Here is a 21,082-nt window from a genome sequence, read left to right on the forward strand (position 1 = left end):
TTTTAACCTTCACCGTTCGCAGCTTTCTGGCGCTTGGCCAGACGACCGCGAAAATCAAACAGACTGTCGACGACGGCGACAAGACAGATCACATTGCCCAGTACGAATACCAGCAGGTACAGCGGTGCCAGCCAGAAGCCCGGAAGCTTCTTCAGCGCGGCCAGGCCGTGCCCCAGTGCAATCCCGGCAAACAGCAGCGGAATCATGCAAAGCGGCGCCAGCATGGTGGCCGCGGGTCCTGCGAAGGGCAGTGCCACAACGCCGACCAGCAGCGCTACAGCCGTGCCCGGCGACAGGCGCAGTGCGCGGAACTCGCGGCCAAACCCTTCCGGGTTGAACAGTACTGCTTGCCAATAACGCGCCAGCATCAGGCACAACAGGCTGATCGTCTGCAGCGAGGCTGCCATCAGGCCGGTGATGGTCGGAACCATCTCCGCCTGCAGAGCGGCCATCTGCTCCGGCGAAAGCTTGGCTTCGGCCAGAACCTGCGGCAGCGCCTTGCCGAATGCATCGGCAAGACCTGCGACCAACCCGGCCGACACCGTGCTGAGCAGCAGCACGAACACCGCACCGAGCACAACGCTCGCCAGCATCACCTGGTTCCAGGACACCTTGCTGCGCAGAACCTGCGCCAGCACGGCACTACCCACCAGAACCAGACTCACGCTGGGGTCACCCAGGTACCACCAGGCCAGTGCCGGAAGCAGCGCCCAGGCCAGGATGCCAAAGGCATCGCTGGGACCACGGCGCAACAGCACCAGACTGCCTGCTGCGGCACCGAGCCAGAACAAAGGCTGCAGTACCGCGGCTGCGACGACCACCAGGGTCGCCTGCATGCGGCCTCGCATGACAAATTCAGCCAATGCGCGCATGCGATCTATCCATCAATTCCAGTCGACTGCCCGATCAACGGCCGTGGCTGTCGGTGTAGGGAAGCAGGGCCAGGTAACGGGCGCGCTTGATAGCGGTCGCCAGCTGACGCTGGTACTTGGCTTTGGTGCCGGTGATACGGCTCGGAACGATCTTGCCGGTTTCGGAAACGTAGGCCTTCAGGGTGTTCAGATCTTTGTAATCGATCTCTTTCACGCCTTCAGCGGTGAAACGGCAGAACTTACGACGACGGAAGAAACGTGCCATGTGTGTGGCTCCTCAATACTGGTCCGGGATTACTCGTCAGCGCTGTCGCGGCTATCTTCGCCGTCAGCGGACTCGCCCTCGTTCGATTCGGGACGCTCACGGCGCTCGCGGCGCTCGTTGCGGCTCTCTTCGGCCTTCAGCATTTCGGACTGGCCGGTAACGGCTTCGTCGCGACGGATGACCATGTTACGGATCACGGCGTCGTTGTAACGGAAGTTGTCTTCCATTTCTGCCAGGGCCTTGGCGGTGCACTCGACGTTCATCAGAACGTAGTGAGCCTTGTGCACGTTGTTGATGGCGTAAGCCAGCTGACGACGGCCCCAGTCTTCCAGACGGTGGACTTTGCCGCCGTCTTCTTCGATGGCCTTGGTGTAACGCTCGACCATGCCACCGACTTGTTCGCTCTGGTCCGGGTGAACCAGGAACACGATTTCGTAATGACGCATAAATGCTCCTTACGGATTGCAGCCTGCCGACAAAGCGGTCAGACAAGGAGTGAATGATTTTTTCCTTGCCGCTCGGAAGCACGCGCGAACGCCTGCCCGGACGACAAGGGCCGACATTCTAGAGAAGCGCGCCGGGGGGCGCAAGGAAAACTGGTGAAACTTTGAACAGCGCGAGGCGGAGCAACCCGCCTCGCGTGGGGACGTCAGGCGCCGGTCTTGAGCTGGCGCTGGCGGACGATCTCGAACAGACACACACCGGTGGCCACCGAGACGTTCAGGCTGCTGACGCTGCCCTGCATCGGCAACTTGGCCAGGTAGTCGCAGTGATCGCGGGTCAGTCGGCGCATGCCCTTGCCCTCGGCGCCCATCACCAGCACGGTCGGCCCGGTGAGGTCCAGCTCATAGAGCATCTGGGTGGCCTCGCCGGCGGTGCCGACGATCCACAGGCCGCGCTGCTGGAGTTTCTCCAGGGTGCGCGCGAGGTTGGTCACCGCCACCAGCGGGATCACCTCGGCCGCGCCGCAGGCAACTTTTCGCACGGTGGCGTTGAGGGTGGCGGACTTGTCCTTCGGCACGATGACCGCCAGCGCGCCCGCCGCATCGGCGGTGCGCAGGCAGGCGCCAAGGTTGTGCGGGTCGGTCACGCCGTCCAGCACCAGCAGCAGCGCCGGGCCGGCGGAGCGCTCCAGCAACTCCTCCAGCATGTTCTCGCCCCAGACCTGGCTCGGGCTGACCTCGGCGACCACGCCCTGGTGCACCCCCTCGGCCCACTCATCCAGCTCCTTGCGGTCGCGCGTACCCACCGGCACGCGCGCCTGACCGGCCAGCTCGACCAGCGCCTGGACGCGTGGATCCTGACGGCCTTCGGCCAGCCACAATTGCTTGACCCGCTTGGGGTGATGGCGCAGCAATGCTTCTACGGCATGGACCCCGTAGACCTTTTCCCACTGACTCATTTCTTCGCCTTACGCTTGCTGGCCGGTGCACCACCAGTGGCACCGGCTTTGGGCGCAGCAGAGCCCTTGCGATGCTTGGACGGTTTGGCGGACCGGGCTTTCTGTTTCGAAGGATTGCGCGGTTTGCCCGCAGCGGGCGCACCTTTGCCTTTCCCGGCCGCCGGCTTGTTGCCACCGACCTTGGCTTCCTCGATCAGCGCCTTCTTCACTTCACGGCTCTTGCGCACATCGGTATTGCCGAGCATTTCCTCGGCCTTGGCGAGCATTTCCGGTGCTACCGACGGCAGTGCCTGGACCACGCCGACCTTGCGTTTGCGCGGCTGCACGGCCACGTCCGGAGCGAGGTAGGGATCATCCGCAACGGCACGAGGAGTCCTGGCCGGCTTGTCTTTCGCCGCCACACCCTTGGCTGCCTTGCCCTTGGCCACTTTGCCCTTGGCGGCCGGCTCGGCCTTCTCGCCACGCTTCTTGCGGCCAATGGGCGCGCTGAGCACATTGCCGGAGAGTTCAAAGTCGATCTTGCGTTCATCCAGATCGACCCGCGCCACGACCACTTCGACGGTATCGCCGAGACGGAAGCTGCGGCCGGTGCGCTCACCGGCGAGGCGGTGATGCACGGCATCGAAGTGGTAGTAGTCACCCGGCAGCGCGGTGACATGCACCAGGCCTTCTACATAGATCTCGCTCAGCTCGACGAAGATGCCGAAGCCAGTCACTGCGGTGATCACGCCGGGGAAGGTCTCGCCCACGCGCTCGCGCATGAACTCGCACTTCAGCCAGTTGGTGACGTCACGGGTCGCCTCGTCGGCACGACGCTCAGTCATTGAGCACTGCTCGCCCAGCTGGGCCAGGCGTGCTTCGTCGTACGGATAAATACGTGCCTTCGGCATGCTGGTGGCGCCAACGCGCTGCACGTGCTCGGATGCCGCCTTGGAGCGGATCAGACCACGGATGGCACGATGGGTCAGCAAGTCCGGGTAGCGACGGATCGGCGAGGTGAAGTGGGTGTAGGCCTCGTAGTTCAGACCGAAGTGCCCGGCGTTCTCCGGGCTGTACACCGCCTGGCTCAGGGAGCGCAGCATCACGGTCTGGATCAGTTGCAGGTCCGGGCGACCCTGGATGGACTCCAGCAGCTTCTGGTAGTCGGCCGGGGTCGGGTCACCCTTGCCGCGGTACAGGGTCAGACCCAGCTCACCGAGGAACTGACGGAGGTTGTTGAGTTTTTCCTGCGGCGGGCCGTCGTGGACGCGGTACAGCGCGGGAATGGCGTGCTTCTCCATGAACTTTGCGGTGGCCACGTTGGCCGCCAGCATGCATTCCTCGATCAGCTTGTGCGCATCGTTGCGCTGGGTCGGGCGAATTTCCGAGATCTTGCGGTCCGCGCCGAAGACGATGCGGGTTTCCTGGGTTTCGAAGTCGATGGCGCCACGCGCATGGCGTGCGCCCACCAGGACCTTATACAGGTCGTACAGCGTATTGAGGTGCGGCACCACCGCCGGCAGCTGCTCCTTCAGGCGCTGGCCTTCGGGGCTGTCCGGGGTTTCCAGGTACTGGCTGACCTTGGTGTAGGTCAGGCGCGCGTGGGAGTGGATGACCGCCTCGTAGAACTGGTAGTCGGTCATCTTGCCGGCCTTGGAGAGGTTCATCTCGCAGACCATGGCCAGGCGATCGACCAGCGGGTTCAGGGAGCACAACCCGTTGGAGAGAATCTCCGGCAGCATCGGGATCACGCGCTCGGGGAAGTACACCGAGTTGCCGCGTTTGGCTGCCTCTTCATCCAGGGCCGAACCGACTTTCACATAATGAGAGACGTCGGCGATGGCGACGAACAGCTTCCAGCCGCCACCTTTGCGCTTCTCGGCGTAGACCGCGTCGTCAAAGTCGCGGGCATCCTCGCCGTCGATGGTGACGAAAGGCAGGGCGCGCAGGTCGACGCGCTTCTCCTTGTCCTTCTCCAGCACTTCTGGCTTGAGCTTGGCCGCTTCTTTCTCAACGGCCTCGGGCCAGGTGTGGGGAATGTCGTAGCTGCGCAGGGCAACTTCGATTTCCATGCCCGGCGCCATGTAGTCGCCGAGCACTTCCACCACTTCGCCCTGGGCCTGGCGGTGCACGTTCGGCCAGACGTCGATGCGCACCTGCACGAACTGGTTGTGCTTGGCCTTGCCGGCCTTGCCTGGCGGGATCAGCACTTCCTGCTGGATCTTCGGGTTGTCGGCCACGACCGTGCCGATGCCGCTCTCGTCGAAGTAACGGCCAACGATGGTTTCATGGGCACGCTCGACCACTTCCACTAGGGCGCCTTCACGGCGACCACGGCGATCGAAGCCGGACACACGTGCCAGAGCGCGGTCGCCGTCGAACACCAGGCGCATCTGCGTCGGGCTGAGGAACAGGTCGTCGCTGCCGTCATCGGGGATCAGGAAGCCGAAGCCGTCGCGGTGGCCGGCAATGCGGCCGAGGATCAGGTCGAGCTTGTCCACCGGCGCATAGGCGCCACGGCGGGTATAGATAAGCTGGCCGTCGCGCTCCATGGCGCGCAGGCGGCGCCGCAGCGCTTCTTCCTGCTCTTCGCCGGAGAGACCAAGCTCGTCCATCAACTGGGAGCGAGTCGCGGGTGCGCCGCGCTCGGCGAGGTGCGCCAGGATGAGTTCACGGCTGGGGATGGGGTTGTCGTATTTTTCCGCCTCGCGGGCGGCCTCGGGATCGAGGTTTTGCCAATCGGCCATTAAAGTGCGGTCACCTTATATATAGGGGTATGGATCGCCATGTGCTTATTGAAGCGCGAAATCCGCTCATCGGTCAGCTTCGAGCAAGAATAAATTTTTTATCACATCAGGGGTTTACAAGCGAAAAGGCTGCCCGTATAGTTCGCGCCCACAGCGTCAGACAGACGTTGTAACACGGAAACGATGAGTAATCATCGACTCCAGTGCCCAGGTGGCGGAATTGGTAGACGCACTAGGTTCAGGTCCTAGCGGTGGCAACACCGTGGAAGTTCGAGTCTTCTCCTGGGCACCACTTATTCAAGGATAAAGTCAGTCACTGACAGGCTTTATCAGGCGGGTTCGGAACCCTGATAACCGAACAATAGACCGTCAGATGCAACCAGAGGTTGCATCACCGCAAGACGATGAGCGATCATCGCACCCCATGCTGAAAAGCATGCCCAGGTGGCGGAATTGGTAGACGCACTAGGTTCAGGTCCTAGCGGTGGCAACACCGTGGAAGTTCGAGTCTTCTCCTGGGCACCATCTTCAAACGAAAAAGCCGAGCACTGCTCGGCTTTTTCGTTTTCGGCATTCCGAAAATCCTGGAGCCGAACGCCGCAGCGCCCCACTCCTCCCTCACGCCTTGAATTGCCCCAGGCTGGCGCGCAACTGACCGGCCAGGCCATCGAGCACTCGACCACTGCTCGCAGTCGCACTCACCGCTTCCGCTGCGCGGCTCGCTTCGGCATGGATCACTTCGACCCGACCACGCACCGCCGCGGCGCCGGCTGCCTGCTGTTGCGCTGAATGGGTAGCCGCCTCGATGGCGCCATGCACCTCCTCCACCGCACTCTGCACTTCGCGCTGCAGCCGCTCGCTGTCCTGCAGCGCAGCCAAACCCTGCACCGCCTGCTCACGGGCCTGCCCAATGGCGGACACCGCCTCGCGCGCACCTTCCTGCAGCGCACCGATGTGCGACTGGATATCACCCGTGGATTGCTGCGTCTTGCTGGCCAGCGCACGCACCTCGTCCGCCACCACGGCGAACCCCCGCCCACTCTCACCCGCGCGCGCCGCCTCGATGGCCGCATTCAGCGCCAGCAGGTTGGTCTGCTCGGCGATGCCATGGATCACCGACAGCACCACCTCGATCTGCTCGCTCTGCCGCGCCAGGCGCTCGATCACGCCGGCACCGTTCTGCACGCGGGACTCCAGAGTCTCGATCAGGCCACCGACCTTGCGGGCAATGGCTGCATTGTCCTGCGCCGCCTTGCGGATCTCGCCGACCCGCGCCAGCGCCGCCTGCATCGAACGACTTTCCATCTCGGCTTCCGCCACCATGCCGGAGAGCGCCTCCAGACTACCGGCCACCTCATTGCGCTGCCGGTCCGCCGCCGCTTCGGCACTGGCACTTCGACTGGCCAGCGCAGCGATCTCACTACCAGTCTGCTGCGCCACCTGCCCCGCTTCGCGCACGATGGGCTGGAGCTTGTCGACGAAGCGATTCACCGCCGTCGCCATCTCCCCCAACTCATCACGACTATCCAGCCGAACGCGACGAGTCAGGTCACCCTCCCCGGCCGCCAGGTCGTTCAGCGCGTCGATCAACAGGCGCAGGCGGTTCACCACGCGGTGCCCCAGCACGATCGCCAGACACAGCAACACGCCCAGACCGACCAGCAGCAGCCCCATGCCGATCCGCCAGCGCAACGTTCCCGCCGCCTCCTCGATGGATGCCTTCGCCCCCTGACTCATGCCTTCTGCCGCCTGCTTCGCGGATTGCAGGCGCGCCGTCAGCGCCTTGGTGCTGTCGGCCGCCGCGCCGGCGAGGCTGTCGCCCACCAACTGATCACCACTGGCGACCAGGGCGGAGAAGCGCTGGTCGAGCGCAGCAATCTGCTTTTCGATGGCGTCAGTGGAAACGCCCAGGCGCACCGTGCCGATGACCACACCATTAGGGCTGATCGGCGCCTCGACAAGGAACACCGAGTCGTCGTGCCCCGCCGCCTCCAGCACCTTGTCCAGCGCGCGCTCGCCCTTACCTTTCTCCAGCAGCGCCTGAACTCGTGCATCTTCGCGATTGAGGTAACGGGTCAGGTGCTGCCCCTGGGGATCGTCATAGACCACAAAAAGCACATTGGGATTGGCCTGGGCACGCCGGGCATAATCAGAAAGCACCGGTACGTCGTTGTCCCACATGGCCTTGGGCGCCACGGCGGCCAACAGTTGCGCCAATTCAGTGGCGGACTGGCGCAAGCTCTGCTCCAGTCCCTGGCGCAATACCGCCTGCTCCTCCTCCAGGCGAGCCGAAAGTGCCGACCCCAGGCGCTCACGGGTGCGCGCGGACAACTCATTCAGGCCGGAAGTGACTTCCTTGCCGGCCTGCTCCAGCTCACCGGCCAGGCGCTCCGATTCGTTACCCAGATGAGCGCCAAGGTCATTGACCAGACCATCGACAGTACTGCGAGTAAGCCACAGGGCAATCGCCAGCTGCACCAGCAGCGCAATGCCCAGGGCGATGAAAGCGGGGCGCAGCAAGCGGCTGCGCAACAAAGACAGGACGGCGGACACGGCGGGTTTCCTCCGGACGTAACGGATGTCTGGCGCGAAAGGCGCCAATCCGTTTCACCAGCAAAGCGCATGCCGCCGCGCAAATTGGATCCCCAGAAACGACAACGGGCCGCATGAGCGGCCCGTTGCAGTTCACAGCTGTAGATCAGCCGAACGGATGGCGCAGGACGATGGTCTCGGCGCGGTCCGGGCCGGTGGAGATGATGTCGATGGGCGCACCGACCAACTCCTCGATGCGCTTGATGTAGGCGCGCGCATTGGCCGGCAGGCCATCCAGGGACTGAACACCCACGGTGGATTCGCTCCAGCCCGGCAGGTCTTCGTAGATCGGCTGCAGGCCGATATAACTGTCGGCGTCAGTCGGCGCGTCGGTCAGCAGCTCGCCCTCGGCGTTCTTGTAGCCGGTGCAGATGCGCACGGTCTCCAGGCCGTCGAGGACATCCAGCTTGGTCAGGCACAGGCCGGACAGGCTGTTGATCTCGATGGCGCGACGCAGGATGACGGCATCGAACCAGCCGCAACGACGGGCACGACCGGTGGTAGCACCGAACTCGTGACCCACCTTGGCCAGGCGCGCACCGACGTCATCGAACAGCTCGGTCGGGAACGGGCCGGAACCCACGCGAGTGGTGTAGGCCTTGGTGATACCCAGGATGTAGTCCAGGTACAGCGGACCGAAGCCCGAACCGGTGGCGGTGCCGCCAGCGGTGGTGTTGGAGCTGGTGACGAACGGGTAGGTGCCGTGGTCGATGTCCAGCAGCGAACCCTGGGCGCCTTCGAACATGATGTTCTCGTTGGCGCGGCGCAGGTCATGCAGGGTCGAGGTGACGTCAGCCATCAGCGGACGCAGCTCTTCGGCGTAGGCCATGCACTCATCCAGAGTCTTCTGGAAGTCGACGGCCGGCTCCTTGTAATAGTTCTGCAGGACGAAGTTGTGGTAGTCCAGCAGCTCGCCCAGCTTGGCGGCGAAGCGCTCGCGGTGGAACAGGTCACCCACGCGCAGGCCACGACGGGCCACTTTGTCTTCGTACGCCGGGCCGATGCCGCGACCGGTGGTGCCGATCTTCGCGTCGCCACGGGCCTTCTCGCGAGCCTGGTCCAGGGCCACGTGGAAGGACAGGATCAGCGGGCAGGACGGGCTGATGCGCAGGCGCTCGCGCACCGGTACGCCCTTTTCTTCCAGCTTGGCGATTTCGCGCATCAGCGCGTCGGGCGCCAGCACCACGCCGTTGCCGATCAGGCACTGCACGCCTTCGCGCAGGATGCCCGACGGAATCAGGTGCAGCACGGTCTTCTCGCCAGCGACTACCAGGGTATGACCGGCGTTGTGGCCGCCCTGGTAACGCACCACGGCAGCAGCCTGGTCGGTCAGCAGGTCGACGATCTTGCCTTTGCCCTCATCACCCCACTGGGTGCCCAGGACTACGACATTCTTACCCATAACTCTTGTCCCCATCGTGGATGTTCGGTGCCGGCCGCGGCCGGCAGAAACTCGAAGTAGCGCGCCTCAGAGCGCTGCCACCTGCCAATTGCCATCGCGAACCAGCAATTGCTGGTCGCAGCCCGCTTCGGAAGCCGAAGCCGCATCCTGCCCGGGCAGCGCCTGTACCACGCGCACACCCTGACGGCGCAACTGCTGCACCGCCTGCCACAAGCCAGCGCCATCGGCCGGCGCCCAGACTCCGGTGCGCGGCTCGTCGAGCTGGGCGCGACCAAGAGTGACCAGGGTCTTGAGGTCAGTAGAGAAACCGGTAGCCGGACGCGCACGGCCGAAATCGGCGCCGATATCGTCGTAACGACCGCCCTGGGCGATGGACTCGCCAACCCCGGGCACGAACGCGGCAAACACCACGCCCGTGTGATAGTGATAACCGCGCAGCTCGCCCAGGTCGAAGTACAGCGGCAACTGCGGGAAACGCGCCGCCAGCGAGTCGGCGATGGCGGTCAGGTCAGCAAGCGCCGCCTGAACGTTGGCCGGAGCGCCAGCGAGCACCTCGCGCGCTTGCTCCAGCACTTCACGGCTGCCACACAGTTCAGCGAGGGCGCGAAGCATGCCGGCGAGCTCGCTCGGCAGGCCTTCGGTCAGTGCCGCGACTTCGTCCACGGCCTTGCGCTGCAGGGCGTCGAACAGCAGTTGCTCGACCTCGCCGGACAGGCCGGCTGCCTGGGCCAGGCCACGGTAGATACCGACATGCCCGAGGTCCATGTGCACATCCGGCACCTGAGCCATCTCGAGCATGTCGAGCAGCAGGCTGATGACTTCGACGTCACCGGCCGAACCGGTGTTGCCGTAGAGTTCGGCACCCAGCTGGATCGGGCTGCGCGAAGTGGCCAGCGCACGCGGACGGGCATGCAGCACACTGCCGGCGTAGCACAGGCGATTCGGGCCTTCGCGACGCAGGCTATGGGCATCCATGCGCGCCACTTGCGGGGTGATGTCCGCACGGAAACCCATCAGACGGCCGGAAGCCGGATCGGTGACCTTGAAGGTACGCAGGTCCAGATCCTGGCCGGCACCGGTCAGCAGGGATTCCAGGTATTCGATATGTGGGGTGACGACGAACTCGTAACCCCAGCGCTGGAACAGATCCAGCACCTGACGGCGGGCTGCTTCAACGCGAGCCGCCTCCGGTGGCAGCACTTCTTCGATTCCATCTGGCAGCAGCCAGCGGTCTACCGTTGCCATGTCGCCTCTCTCCTTTTTTAGGCCGGGCGGCACTTCAATGAATGCAGTAAAGAAGGACGGTGCCGAGCAGCATGCTGCCCAGCCCGATGAGTCTCAGACTGCGGTCGCCAAGGCGTCCGAGCCCGCTCACGGCGTCGCGCCAGCCACGCGGGTACAGGAATGGAAGGATGCCTTCCAGCACCAGCAACAGACAGAACGCCTTGCCCAATTCCTGCCACATGGCTCTCGTACATCATTCTCGCGGACGCAAAAAAGCCGGGATTTCCCGGCTGACCCATGATAACACGATTTCTCCGGCGGGCGCTGCCGCCCGCCGGAGACTTTGACTTACGGTTTAGCTTTTTCCAGATAGCGGAAGAACTCGTTGCTCGGATCGAGCACCAGCACGTCCTTCTTGTCTGCAAAGCTTTCGCGGTAAGCCTTGAGGCTGCGAGTGAAAGCGTAGAACTCCGGATCGGCGGTGTAGGCCTTGGCATAGATCGCCGCCGCCTTCGCATCGCCATCACCACGGGTCTCTTCCGACTCGCGATAAGCCTCGGCCAGCAATACACGACGCTGACGGTCGGCATCCGCGCGGATACCTTCGGCCAGTTCGCGACCCTTGGCGCGGTGCTCGCGGGCTTCCCGCTCACGCTCGGTGCTCATCCGCTCGAACACGCTACGGTTCACTTCCTTGGGCAGGTCGATGGCCTTGACGCGAACGTCGACCACCTCGATGCCCAGCTCCTTCTGCGCCATGCGGTTCAGCGAAGCGGTGATATCGCCCATCAGCGCATCACGCTCACCCGACACCACTTCGTGCAGGGTGCGCTTGCCGAACTGATCACGCAGACCGGCTTCCAGACGACGGGACAGACGCTCGTCGGCGATCTGCTTCATGCCGGAAGTCGCAGTGTAGAAGCGCTCGGCATCGGAGACGCGCCACTTGGCGTAGGCGTCGACCATCACCGCTTTCTTCTCCAGCGTCAGGAAGCGCTGGGTCGGCGAATCCAGGGTCAGCAGGCGGCCGTCGAACTTGCGCACCGTGTTGACGTACGGGATCTTGAAGTGCAGGCCGGGCTTCACGTCCGGCTCAACAACGCGACCGAAGCGCAGCATTACGGCACGCTCGGTCTGTTGCACCACATAGACGCTGCTCCAGACGGCAACAGCAACCACCACACCCGCGATGAGGGCGATCAGGGACTTGTTACTCATCAGCGGCTCTCCCGGGTACGCGTGTCACGCTGCTGCAGGTCGCTGGCGACCCGCGAACCGATATCCGGCGTGCTGCTGCTCGCGCTGGGCGCGGTGCTCGGAGCTGCCGAACCACGGCCATCCATCATCTTGTCCAGCGGCAGGTAGATCAGGTTGTTCTGACCTTGCTGGCCGGTGACCAGCACCTTGCTGGTCTGGCTCAGGACATCCTGCATGGTGTCCAGATACAGACGCTGACGGGTGACATCCGGCGACTTGTGGTACTCGCTGGCCAGCTTGGTGAAGCGATCCGCCTCACCCTGGGCGCGGGAGACCACTTCATCGCGGTAGCCATTGGCTTCCTCGATGATGCGCTGGGCCTGACCACGGGCTTCAGGCACCACGCCGTTGGCGTAGGCTTCGGCCTGGTTCTTCTCACGCTGCTCGTCCTCGCGGGCACGGATCACGTCGTCGAACGCTTCCTGTACTTCACGCGGCGCGGCGGCGCTCTGGATATTCACCTGAGTCACCGTGATACCGGTCTTGTAGGTATCGAGGAAACGCTGCAGACGATCACGCACCTCGGTGGCCATCTGTTCACGGCCCTCGGTGAGGATCTTGTCCATGGTGGTGGAGCCGGCCACGTGGCGCAGGGCGCTTTCGGTGGCGTGCTGCAGGCTCACTTCCGGCTGGTCGACGTTGAGCACGAAGTCCTTCAGGTTGCTGACCTTGTACTGCACGGTCAGCGGAACCTCGACGATGTTCTCGTCCTCGGTGAGCATCTGACCCTGCTTGCTATAGGCACGCTCGCGGGTGACGTTCTCCTGGAACTTCTTGTCGATCGGCGGGAAGTAGATGTTCAGGCCGGGGCCCACGGTGTCGTGGTACTGGCCGAAGCGCAGGATCACCGCCTGCTCCTGCTCATCCACGACGTAGATGGCGCTGTACAGCCACAGCACGGCGAGGATCGCCAGGCCGATACCGAAGAGACCGAGGCTACCGCCCCGGCCACTGCCGCCACCGCCCGAACCACTGCCGCGCTTGGGTTTGCCGAAAATTCCGTTCAGGCTGTCTTGCAGCTTGCGGAAGGCCTCATCCAGATCAGGCGGGCCCTGGCGACCACCACCACGGCGTCCACCCCAGGGGTCCTGGTCGTTCTTGTTCGAGTTGTCACCCGGCTCATTCCAAGCCATAGCGCTCTCCATCTGATAACGCGAAAACGCGCCTACGGCGCGCCCACCTATGCTACCGAATGCCCCTTACCCTGCCAAAAACAGTGTGCCGGGCTTTATTGCAAAGTGTGTTGCGCAATGAACTCCGCCGGCTGCCAGCCTTCGCGGCTCACCATGCGGTTCAACTCGACACGCGGCAGGCGAACCTGCAAAACGGCGCGTCCTTGTTCGTCGTGAATCTCCGACTGTACCGCACCCAGCTCGAAGAACTGAGCCCGGAGTCGTCCCAGGCGCTGTGGCAGGCAGAGCGTTCCCACGAACATGTCCTCCCCCAGCAACTCGGCGACCGCCTGCTCCAGCAGCTCCAGCCCGCGCGATTCCCGCGCCGACAGCCAGACTCGCACCGGCTTGCCCAGTTCGTCGCGCTGGATCATCGGCTGCAAGTCCGGCAGCAGGTCGATCTTGTTGTACACCTCGAGCATCGGCAACTCGTTCGCGCCGATTTCCTTGAGCACCGCCAGCACCTGCTCGATCTGCGCATCACGATCCGGCTCGTGGGAGTCGATCACGTGCAACAGCAGGTCGGAGTTGCTGGACTCTTCCAAGGTAGCCCGAAACGCCTCCACCAGCTTGTGCGGCAGGTGGCGAATGAAGCCTACGGTATCGGCCAGCACGATCGGACCGACGTCATCCAGCTCCAGACGGCGCAGGGTCGGGTCGAGGGTGGCGAACAACTGGTCGGCCGCGTAGACCTCGGAAGTAGTCAGCGCATTGAACAGCGTGGACTTGCCGGCGTTGGTGTAACCCACCAGGGACACCGCTGGGATCTCCGCTCGGCGACGGCCACGACGAGCCTGCTCGCGCTGGCTGCGGACCTTTTCCAGGCGCGACTTGATCTGGCGGATGCGCCCACGCAGCAGGCGGCGGTCGGTTTCCAGCTGGGTTTCACCCGGGCCGCGCAGGCCGATACCGCCTTTCTGGCGCTCAAGGTGAGTCCAGCCGCGCACCAGACGCGTGCTCATGTGTTCCAGCTGGGCAAGCTCCACCTGCAGCTTGCCCTCATGGGTGCGGGCGCGCTGGGCGAAGATGTCGAGGATCAGACCCGTACGATCGAGCACGCGACACTCGAGCGCTCGCTCGAGGTTACGCTCCTGGCTCGGCGTGAGGGTGTGATTGAAGATGATCAGCTCGACCTTCTCGGCGTGGACGAGGTCGTGCAACTCTTCGACCTTGCCGCTGCCGATCAGGTACTTGGCTGAGGGCTGATGGCGCGAAATGCTGACGAAAGCAACCGATTCCGCGCCTGCCGAACGGGCCAGCTCCTGGAATTCCTGCGGGTCTTCGCGCGCCTCGGGGTCCTGACCTTCCAGATGGACCAGAATGGCCCGTTCCCCACCACCCGGGCGCTCAAAGAACAAGGCGGACTCCCGTCAAACGTTGCCCGGCTCGGCCGGTTGATCACCGGTGGGCAGGCGCACGGGGCGGCTGGGAACCACGGTGGAAATGGCGTGTTTGTAGACCATCTGGCTGACAGTGTTCTTCAGCAGGATGACGAACTGGTCGAAGGATTCGATCTGACCCTGCAGCTTGATGCCGTTGACCAGGTAGATGGAAACCGGAACGCGTTCTTTGCGCAGGGTATTGAGGTAAGGGTCTTGTAGCGAATGCCCTTTTGACATATGCCGCACTCCTTGTAAGGGTAAAAAACTGATTTAGTAGTAGTCGAATTTGGCTTAACGCCGTCCTGAACCCCAAGGATAGACGGCCGGAATTAAGGTCTCGAGCCTATATGGAGACCGCCTCAAAGTATTTCAAGGCACGCGGCAAATTGTCGCTTGCCTGACTGTCCAACCAGTGTAGATCGCTCCAGCTGCGGAGCCAGGTGAACTGGCGCTTGGCCAGCTGCCGCGTGGCGATGACGCCGCGCTCCACCATCTCAGCGTAGGACAGTTTGCCCTCGAGGTAATCCCATACCTGTCGGTAACCCACCGCTCTTATGGACGGTAGCCCCACGTGCAAGTCACTCCTTGCGCGAAGGCGTTCGACCTCGGCGATGAAGCCCTGTTCCAGCATCTGGTCAAAACGTTGCGCGATACGCTCGTGCAACACCTGGCGCTGCAGAGGCGCGATCGCCAGATGAGCCACAGTATACGGTAATTGTCCACCGCCTTGCGCGCCGAGACCCGCATTTTCACTCGCCTGGCGAAGGCGGTGTGCAGTCATGGACATACCGCTGACGCGGTACACCTCAAGGGCCCGGACAAGTCGCTGGGGGTCATTGGGATGGATACGCGCAGCCGACTCCGGATCAACGCGGGCCAGCTCTTCGTGCAGGGCACCCCAGCCTTCGGCGGCGGCCAGGCCTTCCAGCTCAGCACGCACGGCGGGGTCGGCGCTGGGCATGTCGGCCAGGCCTTCCAGCAACGCCTTGAAATACAACATGGTGCCGCCCACCAGCAGCGGGATCTTCCCGGCCGCGGTGATCTCGGCCATGGCCACCAGGGCGTCGGCGCGAAATTCCGCCGCCGAATAAGCCTCGCTGGGGTCACGGATGTCGATCAGGCGGTGCGGGAAAGCCTCCAACACCTCACGGGGCGGCTTGGCGGTGCCGATGTCCATGCCACGGTAGATCAGCGCCGAATCCACGCTGATCAGCTCCACCGGCAGCAGACGCGCCAGCTCCAGCGCCAGGTCGGTCTTGCCGGCGGCGGTGGGGCCCATGAGGAATATCGCGGGAGGCAGGGACATCAGGGACTCGTTGTTACGCACTGCTGGTTATTGCGTGCTGCTGAATCGATTGGCGTGCAGTTTACTGCACTTTCCTGAACGCAAGCTTACGAAAATCAACGTCCACGCAGGAACAGCTTGTCCAGTTCGTCGAGCCCCAGCTGCGTCCAGGTCGGCCGTCCGTGGTTGCACTGGCCGCTGCGCTCGGTCACTTCCATGTCGCGTAGCAGGCCGTTCATCTCCGGCAACGTCAGGCGGCGATTGGCGCGCACGGCGCCGTGGCAGGCCATGGTGCCGAGCAACTCGTTGAGATGCGCCTGGATGCGGTCGCTGGTGCCGTACTCCAGCAGGTCGGCAAGCACGTCTCGCACCAGCTGGGTGGCCTCCGCCTGCTTGAGCAGCGCGGGAATCTGACGGATCGCCAGGGTCTCCGGGCCGAGCCGTTGCAGTTCGAAGCCGAGCCTGGAGAACCAGGCGCCATGCTCTTCCGCGCAGTCCGCCTCTCGCTCGCTGACGGCGATGGATTCGGGCACCAGCAGCGGCTGGCCGCGCAGGCCTTCGCTGGCCATGGCGGTCTTCAGGCGTTCGTACATGATCCGTTCGTGGGCGGCATGCATGTCCACCAGCACCAGGCCGTGGGCATTTTCCGAGAGGATGTAGATGCCCTTGAGCTGCGCTAGCGCATAGCCCAGCGGCGGCACGTCCTGACTGCTTTCCGGCAGGGCCTGGGGCGCCTGATCGGGCAGCGGCGCGAAATAGGCCTTGTAGGCGCCCTGGGCCTCCTGGATTGGCGGCAGATCCGGGCGCGTCGGCTGGTAGCTGTAGCCACCACTGCCACCGGCCCCACTCGAAGACGGGCTAGGCTGCCAGGCTCGCGCAGCGGCCGGGGCTTCCAGCACGGTCTCGGACAGGCGCATCTCCCCCTGCGGACCGAACTCGCCAGCCTCAGCGCCGGTCGGGCGCGGCACGGTCAAGGTGGTCGCTCCAGGCGGCGCCAGCTGGTCGTCCGGACGCACTTCCGCCAGCGCCCGGTGCAAGGTGCCGTAGAGGAAGTCGTGGACCATGCGGCTGTCGCGGAAGCGCACTTCATGCTTGGTCGGATGGACGTTGACGTCCACCACCGACGGGTCGACCTCGAAGAACAGCACGAAGGTCGGATGACGGCCGTTGTACAGCACGTCGCGGTACGCCTGGCGCACGGCGTGGGCGACCAGCTTGTCGCGCACCATGCGGCCATTCACGTAGAAGTACTGCAGGTCCGGCTGGCTGCGGGAAAAGGTCGGAAGACCGACCCAACCCCACAAATGCAGGCCGTTGCGCTCCACTTCGATGGGCAACGCCTGCTCGAGGAAGCCGGTGCTGCAGACCGCGCCCACGCGGCGAGCGCGGGAGGCTTCGTCCTTCGCTTCGTGCAGCGAAAGGATGGTCTTGCCGTTGTGCCGCAGGTGGAAAGCCACGTCGAAGCGCGCCAGCGCCAGACGCTTGATGACTTCCTGCAGGTGATCGAACTCGGTCTTCTCGGCGCGCAGGAACTTGCGGCGCGCCGGAGTATTGAAGAACAGATCGCGCACTTCGATGCTGGTGCCTACCGGGTGGGCCGCCGGCTTCACCGTGGACTCCATGTCACGGCCCTCGACTTCCACCTGCCAGGCCTGCTCGGCGTCGGCGGTACGGGAGGTCAGGGTCAGGCGCGAGACGGAGCTGATCGATGCCAGCGCTTCGCCACGGAAGCCCAGGCTCATCACCCGTTCCAGGTCTTCCAGCTCGCGGATCTTGCTGGTGGCGTGGCGCGCCAGGGCCAGCGGCAGGTCTTCGGCGGGAATGCCGCCGCCATCGTCGCGCACGCGCAGCAGCTTGACGCCGCCCTGCTCGACCTCGATGTCGATGCGCTTGGCGCCGGCGTCCAGGCAGTTTTCCAGCAGTTCCTTGATGACCGACGCGGGCCGCTCGACCACTTCGCCGGCCGCGATCTGGTTCGCCAGCCGCGGGGTGAGCAGCTGGATTCGGCGAACGTCACTCATTGCTGCGACGCCAGGGAGGTGCCCGGGATCTTCAGCACCTGACCGATCTTCAGCTCATCGCTCTTGAGCGAGTTGGCGCTGCGAATCGAGGCCGTGCTGACGTCGAAGCGACTGGCAACCATCGCCAGGCTGTCACCACTGCGCACGACGTACTCACGCGGCCCGGATGCCAGCTGGCCGCCATCGCGCAGCGAAGCGATGTAGGTGCCCGGCGGCGGGGTCTGCACGAAGTACTGGCGCACGCCGGCGGCGATGGAGCGCGCCAGCGCCTGCTGGTGCGAGCCGCTGGCCAGCTTGGCAGACTCGTTCGGGTTGGAGATGAAGCCGGTTTCCACCAGGATCGACGGGATATCCGGGGACTTCAGCACCATGAAGCCTGCCTGTTCCACGCGGCGCTTGTGCAGCGGGGTGACGCGACCGACGCTGGTCAGCACTTTGTGGCCGACGTCCAGGCTGGAAGACATGGTGGCAGTCATCGACAGGTCGAGCAGCACGCCGGCGAGCATCTTGTCCTTGTCGTCGAGATTCACGCCGCCGTCGCCGCCGATGAGGTCGGAACGGTTTTCCGTGTCAGCCAGCCAGCGCGCAGTCTCGGACGTTGCGCCACGGTCGGACAGGGCGAATACCGAGGCCCCGAAGGCGCTGCGGCTGGGCGCCGCGTCGGCATGGATCGAGACGAACAGGTCCGCGCCCTTCTTGCGAGCGATCACGGTGCGGTTGCGCAGCGGGATGAAGTAGTCACCGGTGCGCGTCAGTTCGGCGCGGAAGCCCTTCATCTGGTTGATCTGCCGCTGCAGTTCGCGGGCGATCGACAGGGTGATGTTCTTCTCGTGCAGACCGTTCGGACCGAGGGCGCCGGGGTCTTCGCCGCCGTGGCCGGCGTCGATGGCAATCACCACGTCGCGCTTGCCGCCACTGCTGGGCGCGGGAATCTTCGCGACCGACTGCGCCGGGCTGACCGGCGTGGCGGGCACGCTGGGGGTCGGGGTCGCGGGGACGTCCGGGGCGATGTCGGCGCCCTGGTCATACAGGTCGACGACCAGGCGGTTGCCGTACTGCTGGTTCGGCGGCAGCACGAAGCTCTTGGGCGTGACCGCGTTCTTCAGGTCCAGCACCAGGCGCAGGTCGGTGGGCGAGCGCTGGGCGGAACGCATCGCGGTGATCGGCGTATTGCCGAGCTTGAGCTTGTCGAGGGCGGCGGACATCTGCGCGCCGTTGATGTCGACGACGATGCGGTTGGGCGCACTCAGGGTAAACAGACTGTGCTGCACGGGACCGGACAGATCGAACACCAGGCGTGTGTTGTCCGGCGCGCGCCAGATGCGCACGCTCTTGATTTGCGTGGCGGCAGAAACCTCACCGGCAACGAATGCCAGCAGAACGGACACCCCGATAAACAACGCCCGAAGGCGCAACCCCCAACCCATCTTTTTTCTATGCTCCCGTGGCCAGGGCGGCACACCAGGCTTCGCCCCGTGTTCCGTGCGGGTCGAGGCGCAGCATGCGTCCGCCCGCATGCGGAACAATGGTAATGTCCATGTCGGCCTTTGGCAAAATGCCTTTGCCGCGCTCTGCCCACTCGATCAGGCACAAGGCATCGCCTTCGAAGTAGTCGCGGATGCCCAGGAACTCCAGTTCCTCCGGGTCGGCGAGGCGGTAGAGATCGAAGTGGAAGGCGCGCAGATCGCCGATTTCGTAGGGCTCGACCAGGGTAAAGGTCGGGCTTTTTACCGAGCCGCCATGGCCCAATCCCCGCAGAATGCCGCGCGACAACGTGGTCTTGCCCGCTCCCAGGTCGCCATGCAGGTAGATCACCCCGTGTCCACCGGTCGCTTCGGCAATCCGGCGACCGAGATCGACCATGGCCTCTTCGCCGTCGGCGAACAGATTCAGTTCAGGCATGGCGACAGCTCCTCGAGCAACTGACGAACGGCAGGAATCAGATCGGCGGCAGCCAGGCCGCGCCCTTGCGCGCCAAGCGACTCGCCAGCGCGGGCATGCAGCCAGACTGCCAGGCACGCTGCTTCGAAAGCAGGCACCCGCTGCGCCAGCAGCGCACCGAGGATGCCGGACAGCACATCCCCCAGCCCGGCGCCCGCCATGGCGGGATGCCCGTGATTGCACAGCGCCAGCCGACCATCCGGAGAGGCGACCAGACTACCGACGCCCTTGAGCACGGCCACCGCCTGGTAGCGCTGCGCCAACGCGTGCGCGGCTTTCGGCCGGTCGGCCTGGACCTCGGCGGTGGAGAGGCCCAGCAGGCGCGCCGCCTCAGCCGGGTGGGGGGTGATCACCCAGTCGCCGGCCGGACGAGCGACCAGGCCTTCGGCCAGCAGGTTGAGCGCATCGGCATCCCACACCTGTCGGCGCTCCAGGCTCGCGGCGGCGCTGACCAGCACGCGCCCCCAGGCTTCGCGGCCGACACCGGGGCCGACCACCAGCACATCGGCACGCTCGGCGAGGCGCAGCAGCTCAGCGGAAGAAGAGACGCCACGCGCCATCAGCTCAGGCCGGCGAGCCAGTGCAGCGGGTACGTGAGCGGCACGGGTCGCCAGCGACACCAACCCGGCACCGCAGCGCAGCGCGCTCTCGGCGGCCAGCAGCACGGCGCCGCCCATACCGGTATCACCACCGATCACCAAGGCGTGGCCGAACAGCCCCTTGTGCGCGGCCTTCGGGCGCGCAGCCAGGCGAGCCAGCGAGGCAGGAGCGAGACGGCGCGCCACGCCGTCCTCGGAAATCAGCGCAGGATCGGCGTCGAGCCCGTCGAAAGCCAGCTCGCCGCATTGATCGGGACCATTGCCGGTGAACAGGCCGAGCTTGAGGCCGATGAAGGTCACGGTCAGGTCGGCATTCACCGCGCAACCCAGCACCTGCCCGGTGTCGGCACTCAGGCCGGAGGGAATGTCCACAGCCAGCACCGGTAGCCCGCTGGCATTGATCGCAGCAATCACAGAGGCATAAGGCTCGCGCACCTCGCCGCCCAGACCGGTGCCCAGCAACGCGTCTACCAGCACACCGCGCAGCTCGGCGCGATCACTCCAGGTCTCGATATCCACGCCGACCGAGCGCGCTTCGCCATGGGCCGAAGCCGCATCGCCGGACAGGCGGGAGACATCGCCCGCCGCCAGCACGCGTACACGCCAGCCGGCGCGCAAGGCCAGGGCAGCGATCAGATAGCCGTCGCCGGCGTTGTTGCCGTGGCCGGCCAGCACGGTGATTTCGCCGGCATCTGGCCATTGGCGACGCAGGGCGCGCCAGGCCGCATGGGCGGCGCGGCGCATCAGCTCGAAGCCGGGGGTGCCGGCGGCAATCAGGCGCGCGTCGAGGTCGCGCACCTGCTGGGCGCTGTACAGATTCAGGGGCAGATCGTCGTGGGCAGTCATCGCGGTTCCGGGCGGCAGAATGTGTCGCCTTGGCGTACGGACGGGCCGACGCCGGCAAGGTCTGGCAGAATTATACGCACCCGGACTTCGCTTTCT

The 21,082-nt window shown here is 64.8% G+C and carries 18 protein-coding genes, 2 tRNA genes and 1 pseudogene; 2 read left to right on the forward strand and 19 right to left on the reverse strand.

Annotated features, from left to right (window positions below; genetic code table 11):
• Positions 1-2 precede the first annotated feature (2 nt).
• From ACKI1H_RS01500 to rnr, 5 genes are all read right to left on the reverse strand, one after another.
• A complete protein-coding gene (locus ACKI1H_RS01500) occupies positions 3-872 on the reverse strand; it encodes a hypothetical protein (RefSeq protein WP_045216250.1) in 870 nt (289 codons plus the stop codon).
• 34 nt (positions 873-906) lie between these two features.
• Positions 907-1,137, reverse strand: a complete 231-nt coding sequence (gene rpsR, locus ACKI1H_RS01505; RefSeq protein WP_003095634.1) for a 30S ribosomal protein S18 — start codon at positions 1,135-1,137, stop codon at positions 907-909.
• A 29-nt stretch (positions 1,138-1,166) separates the two neighbouring features.
• Positions 1,167-1,583 (reverse strand): 30S ribosomal protein S6, encoded by a 417-nt coding sequence (gene rpsF, locus ACKI1H_RS01510; RefSeq protein WP_015479136.1) that lies wholly within the window; start codon positions 1,581-1,583, stop codon positions 1,167-1,169.
• Positions 1,584-1,786: 203 nt separating this feature from the next.
• Positions 1,787-2,539 carry a 23S rRNA (guanosine(2251)-2'-O)-methyltransferase RlmB gene (gene rlmB, locus ACKI1H_RS01515; protein WP_440467472.1) on the reverse strand — a complete coding sequence of 251 codons (753 nt, stop codon included), beginning with the start codon at positions 2,537-2,539 and terminating at the stop codon, positions 1,787-1,789.
• On the reverse strand, positions 2,536-5,265 hold the full coding sequence (rnr, locus tag ACKI1H_RS01520; protein ID WP_440467473.1) for a ribonuclease R: 2,730 nt from the start codon (positions 5,263-5,265) through the stop codon (positions 2,536-2,538). The genes rlmB and rnr overlap by 4 nt, the downstream gene beginning before the upstream one ends.
• 205 nt (positions 5,266-5,470) lie before the next feature.
• Here rnr and ACKI1H_RS01525 point away from each other — a divergent pair.
• Positions 5,471-5,557 (forward strand) — tRNA-Leu (locus ACKI1H_RS01525).
• 146 nt (positions 5,558-5,703) lie between these two features.
• Positions 5,704-5,790, forward strand: a tRNA-Leu gene (locus ACKI1H_RS01530).
• Positions 5,791-5,883: 93 nt separating this feature from the next.
• On the opposite strand, the gene ACKI1H_RS01535 is transcribed toward ACKI1H_RS01530, so the two are convergent.
• From ACKI1H_RS01535 to ACKI1H_RS01600, 14 genes and pseudogenes are all read right to left on the reverse strand, one after another.
• Positions 5,884-6,768, reverse strand: a complete 885-nt coding sequence (locus ACKI1H_RS01535; RefSeq protein WP_440468808.1) for a methyl-accepting chemotaxis protein — start codon at positions 6,766-6,768, stop codon at positions 5,884-5,886.
• A pseudogene (locus tag ACKI1H_RS01540) lies at positions 6,742-7,818 on the reverse strand (HAMP domain-containing protein); the annotation flags it as partial. The gene ACKI1H_RS01535 and the pseudogene ACKI1H_RS01540, both read right to left, overlap by 27 nt.
• A gap of 145 nt (positions 7,819-7,963) precedes the next feature.
• On the reverse strand, positions 7,964-9,259 hold the full coding sequence (locus ACKI1H_RS01545; protein ID WP_440467474.1) for an adenylosuccinate synthase: 1,296 nt from the start codon (positions 9,257-9,259) through the stop codon (positions 7,964-7,966).
• A 66-nt stretch (positions 9,260-9,325) separates the two neighbouring features.
• Positions 9,326-10,504 carry an ATP phosphoribosyltransferase regulatory subunit gene (locus ACKI1H_RS01550; protein ID WP_138214041.1) on the reverse strand — a complete coding sequence of 393 codons (1,179 nt, stop codon included), beginning with the start codon at positions 10,502-10,504 and terminating at the stop codon, positions 9,326-9,328.
• Positions 10,505-10,538: 34 nt separating this feature from the next.
• Positions 10,539-10,724 (reverse strand): DUF2065 domain-containing protein, encoded by a 186-nt coding sequence (locus ACKI1H_RS01555; protein WP_138524140.1) that lies wholly within the window; start codon positions 10,722-10,724, stop codon positions 10,539-10,541.
• 107 nt (positions 10,725-10,831) lie between these two features.
• On the reverse strand, positions 10,832-11,701 hold the full coding sequence (hflC, locus tag ACKI1H_RS01560) for a protease modulator HflC (RefSeq protein ID WP_081515534.1): 870 nt from the start codon (positions 11,699-11,701) through the stop codon (positions 10,832-10,834).
• Entirely contained in the window at positions 11,701-12,873 is a 1,173-nt protein-coding gene (gene hflK / locus ACKI1H_RS01565; RefSeq protein ID WP_440467475.1) for an FtsH protease activity modulator HflK, read from the reverse strand. The genes hflC and hflK overlap by 1 nt, the downstream gene beginning before the upstream one ends.
• A 95-nt stretch (positions 12,874-12,968) precedes the next feature.
• A complete protein-coding gene (gene hflX / locus ACKI1H_RS01570) occupies positions 12,969-14,270 on the reverse strand; it encodes a ribosome rescue GTPase HflX (protein ID WP_440467476.1) in 1,302 nt (433 codons plus the stop codon).
• Positions 14,271-14,282: 12 nt separating this feature from the next.
• Complete coding sequence (hfq, locus tag ACKI1H_RS01575) at positions 14,283-14,531, reverse strand: RNA chaperone Hfq (RefSeq protein ID WP_017520393.1); 249 nt, start codon at positions 14,529-14,531, stop codon at positions 14,283-14,285.
• Positions 14,532-14,637: 106 nt separating this feature from the next.
• On the reverse strand, positions 14,638-15,603 hold the full coding sequence (gene miaA, locus ACKI1H_RS01580; protein ID WP_138524243.1) for a tRNA (adenosine(37)-N6)-dimethylallyltransferase MiaA: 966 nt from the start codon (positions 15,601-15,603) through the stop codon (positions 14,638-14,640).
• Positions 15,604-15,695: 92 nt separating this feature from the next.
• On the reverse strand, positions 15,696-17,600 hold the full coding sequence (gene mutL, locus ACKI1H_RS01585) for a DNA mismatch repair endonuclease MutL (protein WP_440467477.1): 1,905 nt from the start codon (positions 17,598-17,600) through the stop codon (positions 15,696-15,698).
• Positions 17,597-19,027 carry an N-acetylmuramoyl-L-alanine amidase AmiB gene (gene amiB / locus ACKI1H_RS01590; RefSeq protein ID WP_138524132.1) on the reverse strand — a complete coding sequence of 477 codons (1,431 nt, stop codon included), beginning with the start codon at positions 19,025-19,027 and terminating at the stop codon, positions 17,597-17,599. Before amiB ends, mutL begins: the two co-directional genes overlap by 4 nt.
• A 7-nt stretch (positions 19,028-19,034) precedes the next feature.
• The gene (tsaE, locus tag ACKI1H_RS01595) at positions 19,035-19,502 is read right to left on the reverse strand and encodes a tRNA (adenosine(37)-N6)-threonylcarbamoyltransferase complex ATPase subunit type 1 TsaE (RefSeq protein ID WP_081515528.1); all 468 of its coding nucleotides are present in this window, start codon (positions 19,500-19,502) and stop codon (positions 19,035-19,037) included.
• Complete coding sequence (locus ACKI1H_RS01600) at positions 19,490-20,986, reverse strand: NAD(P)H-hydrate dehydratase (protein ID WP_440467478.1); 1,497 nt, start codon at positions 20,984-20,986, stop codon at positions 19,490-19,492. Before ACKI1H_RS01600 ends, tsaE begins: the two co-directional genes overlap by 13 nt.
• Between the last annotated feature and the right edge of the window lie 96 nt (positions 20,987-21,082).

This window comes from Pseudomonas sp. YH-1 (assembly GCF_051990045.1).
Classification (GTDB): domain Bacteria; phylum Pseudomonadota; class Gammaproteobacteria; order Pseudomonadales; family Pseudomonadaceae; genus Pseudomonas; species Pseudomonas nicosulfuronedens.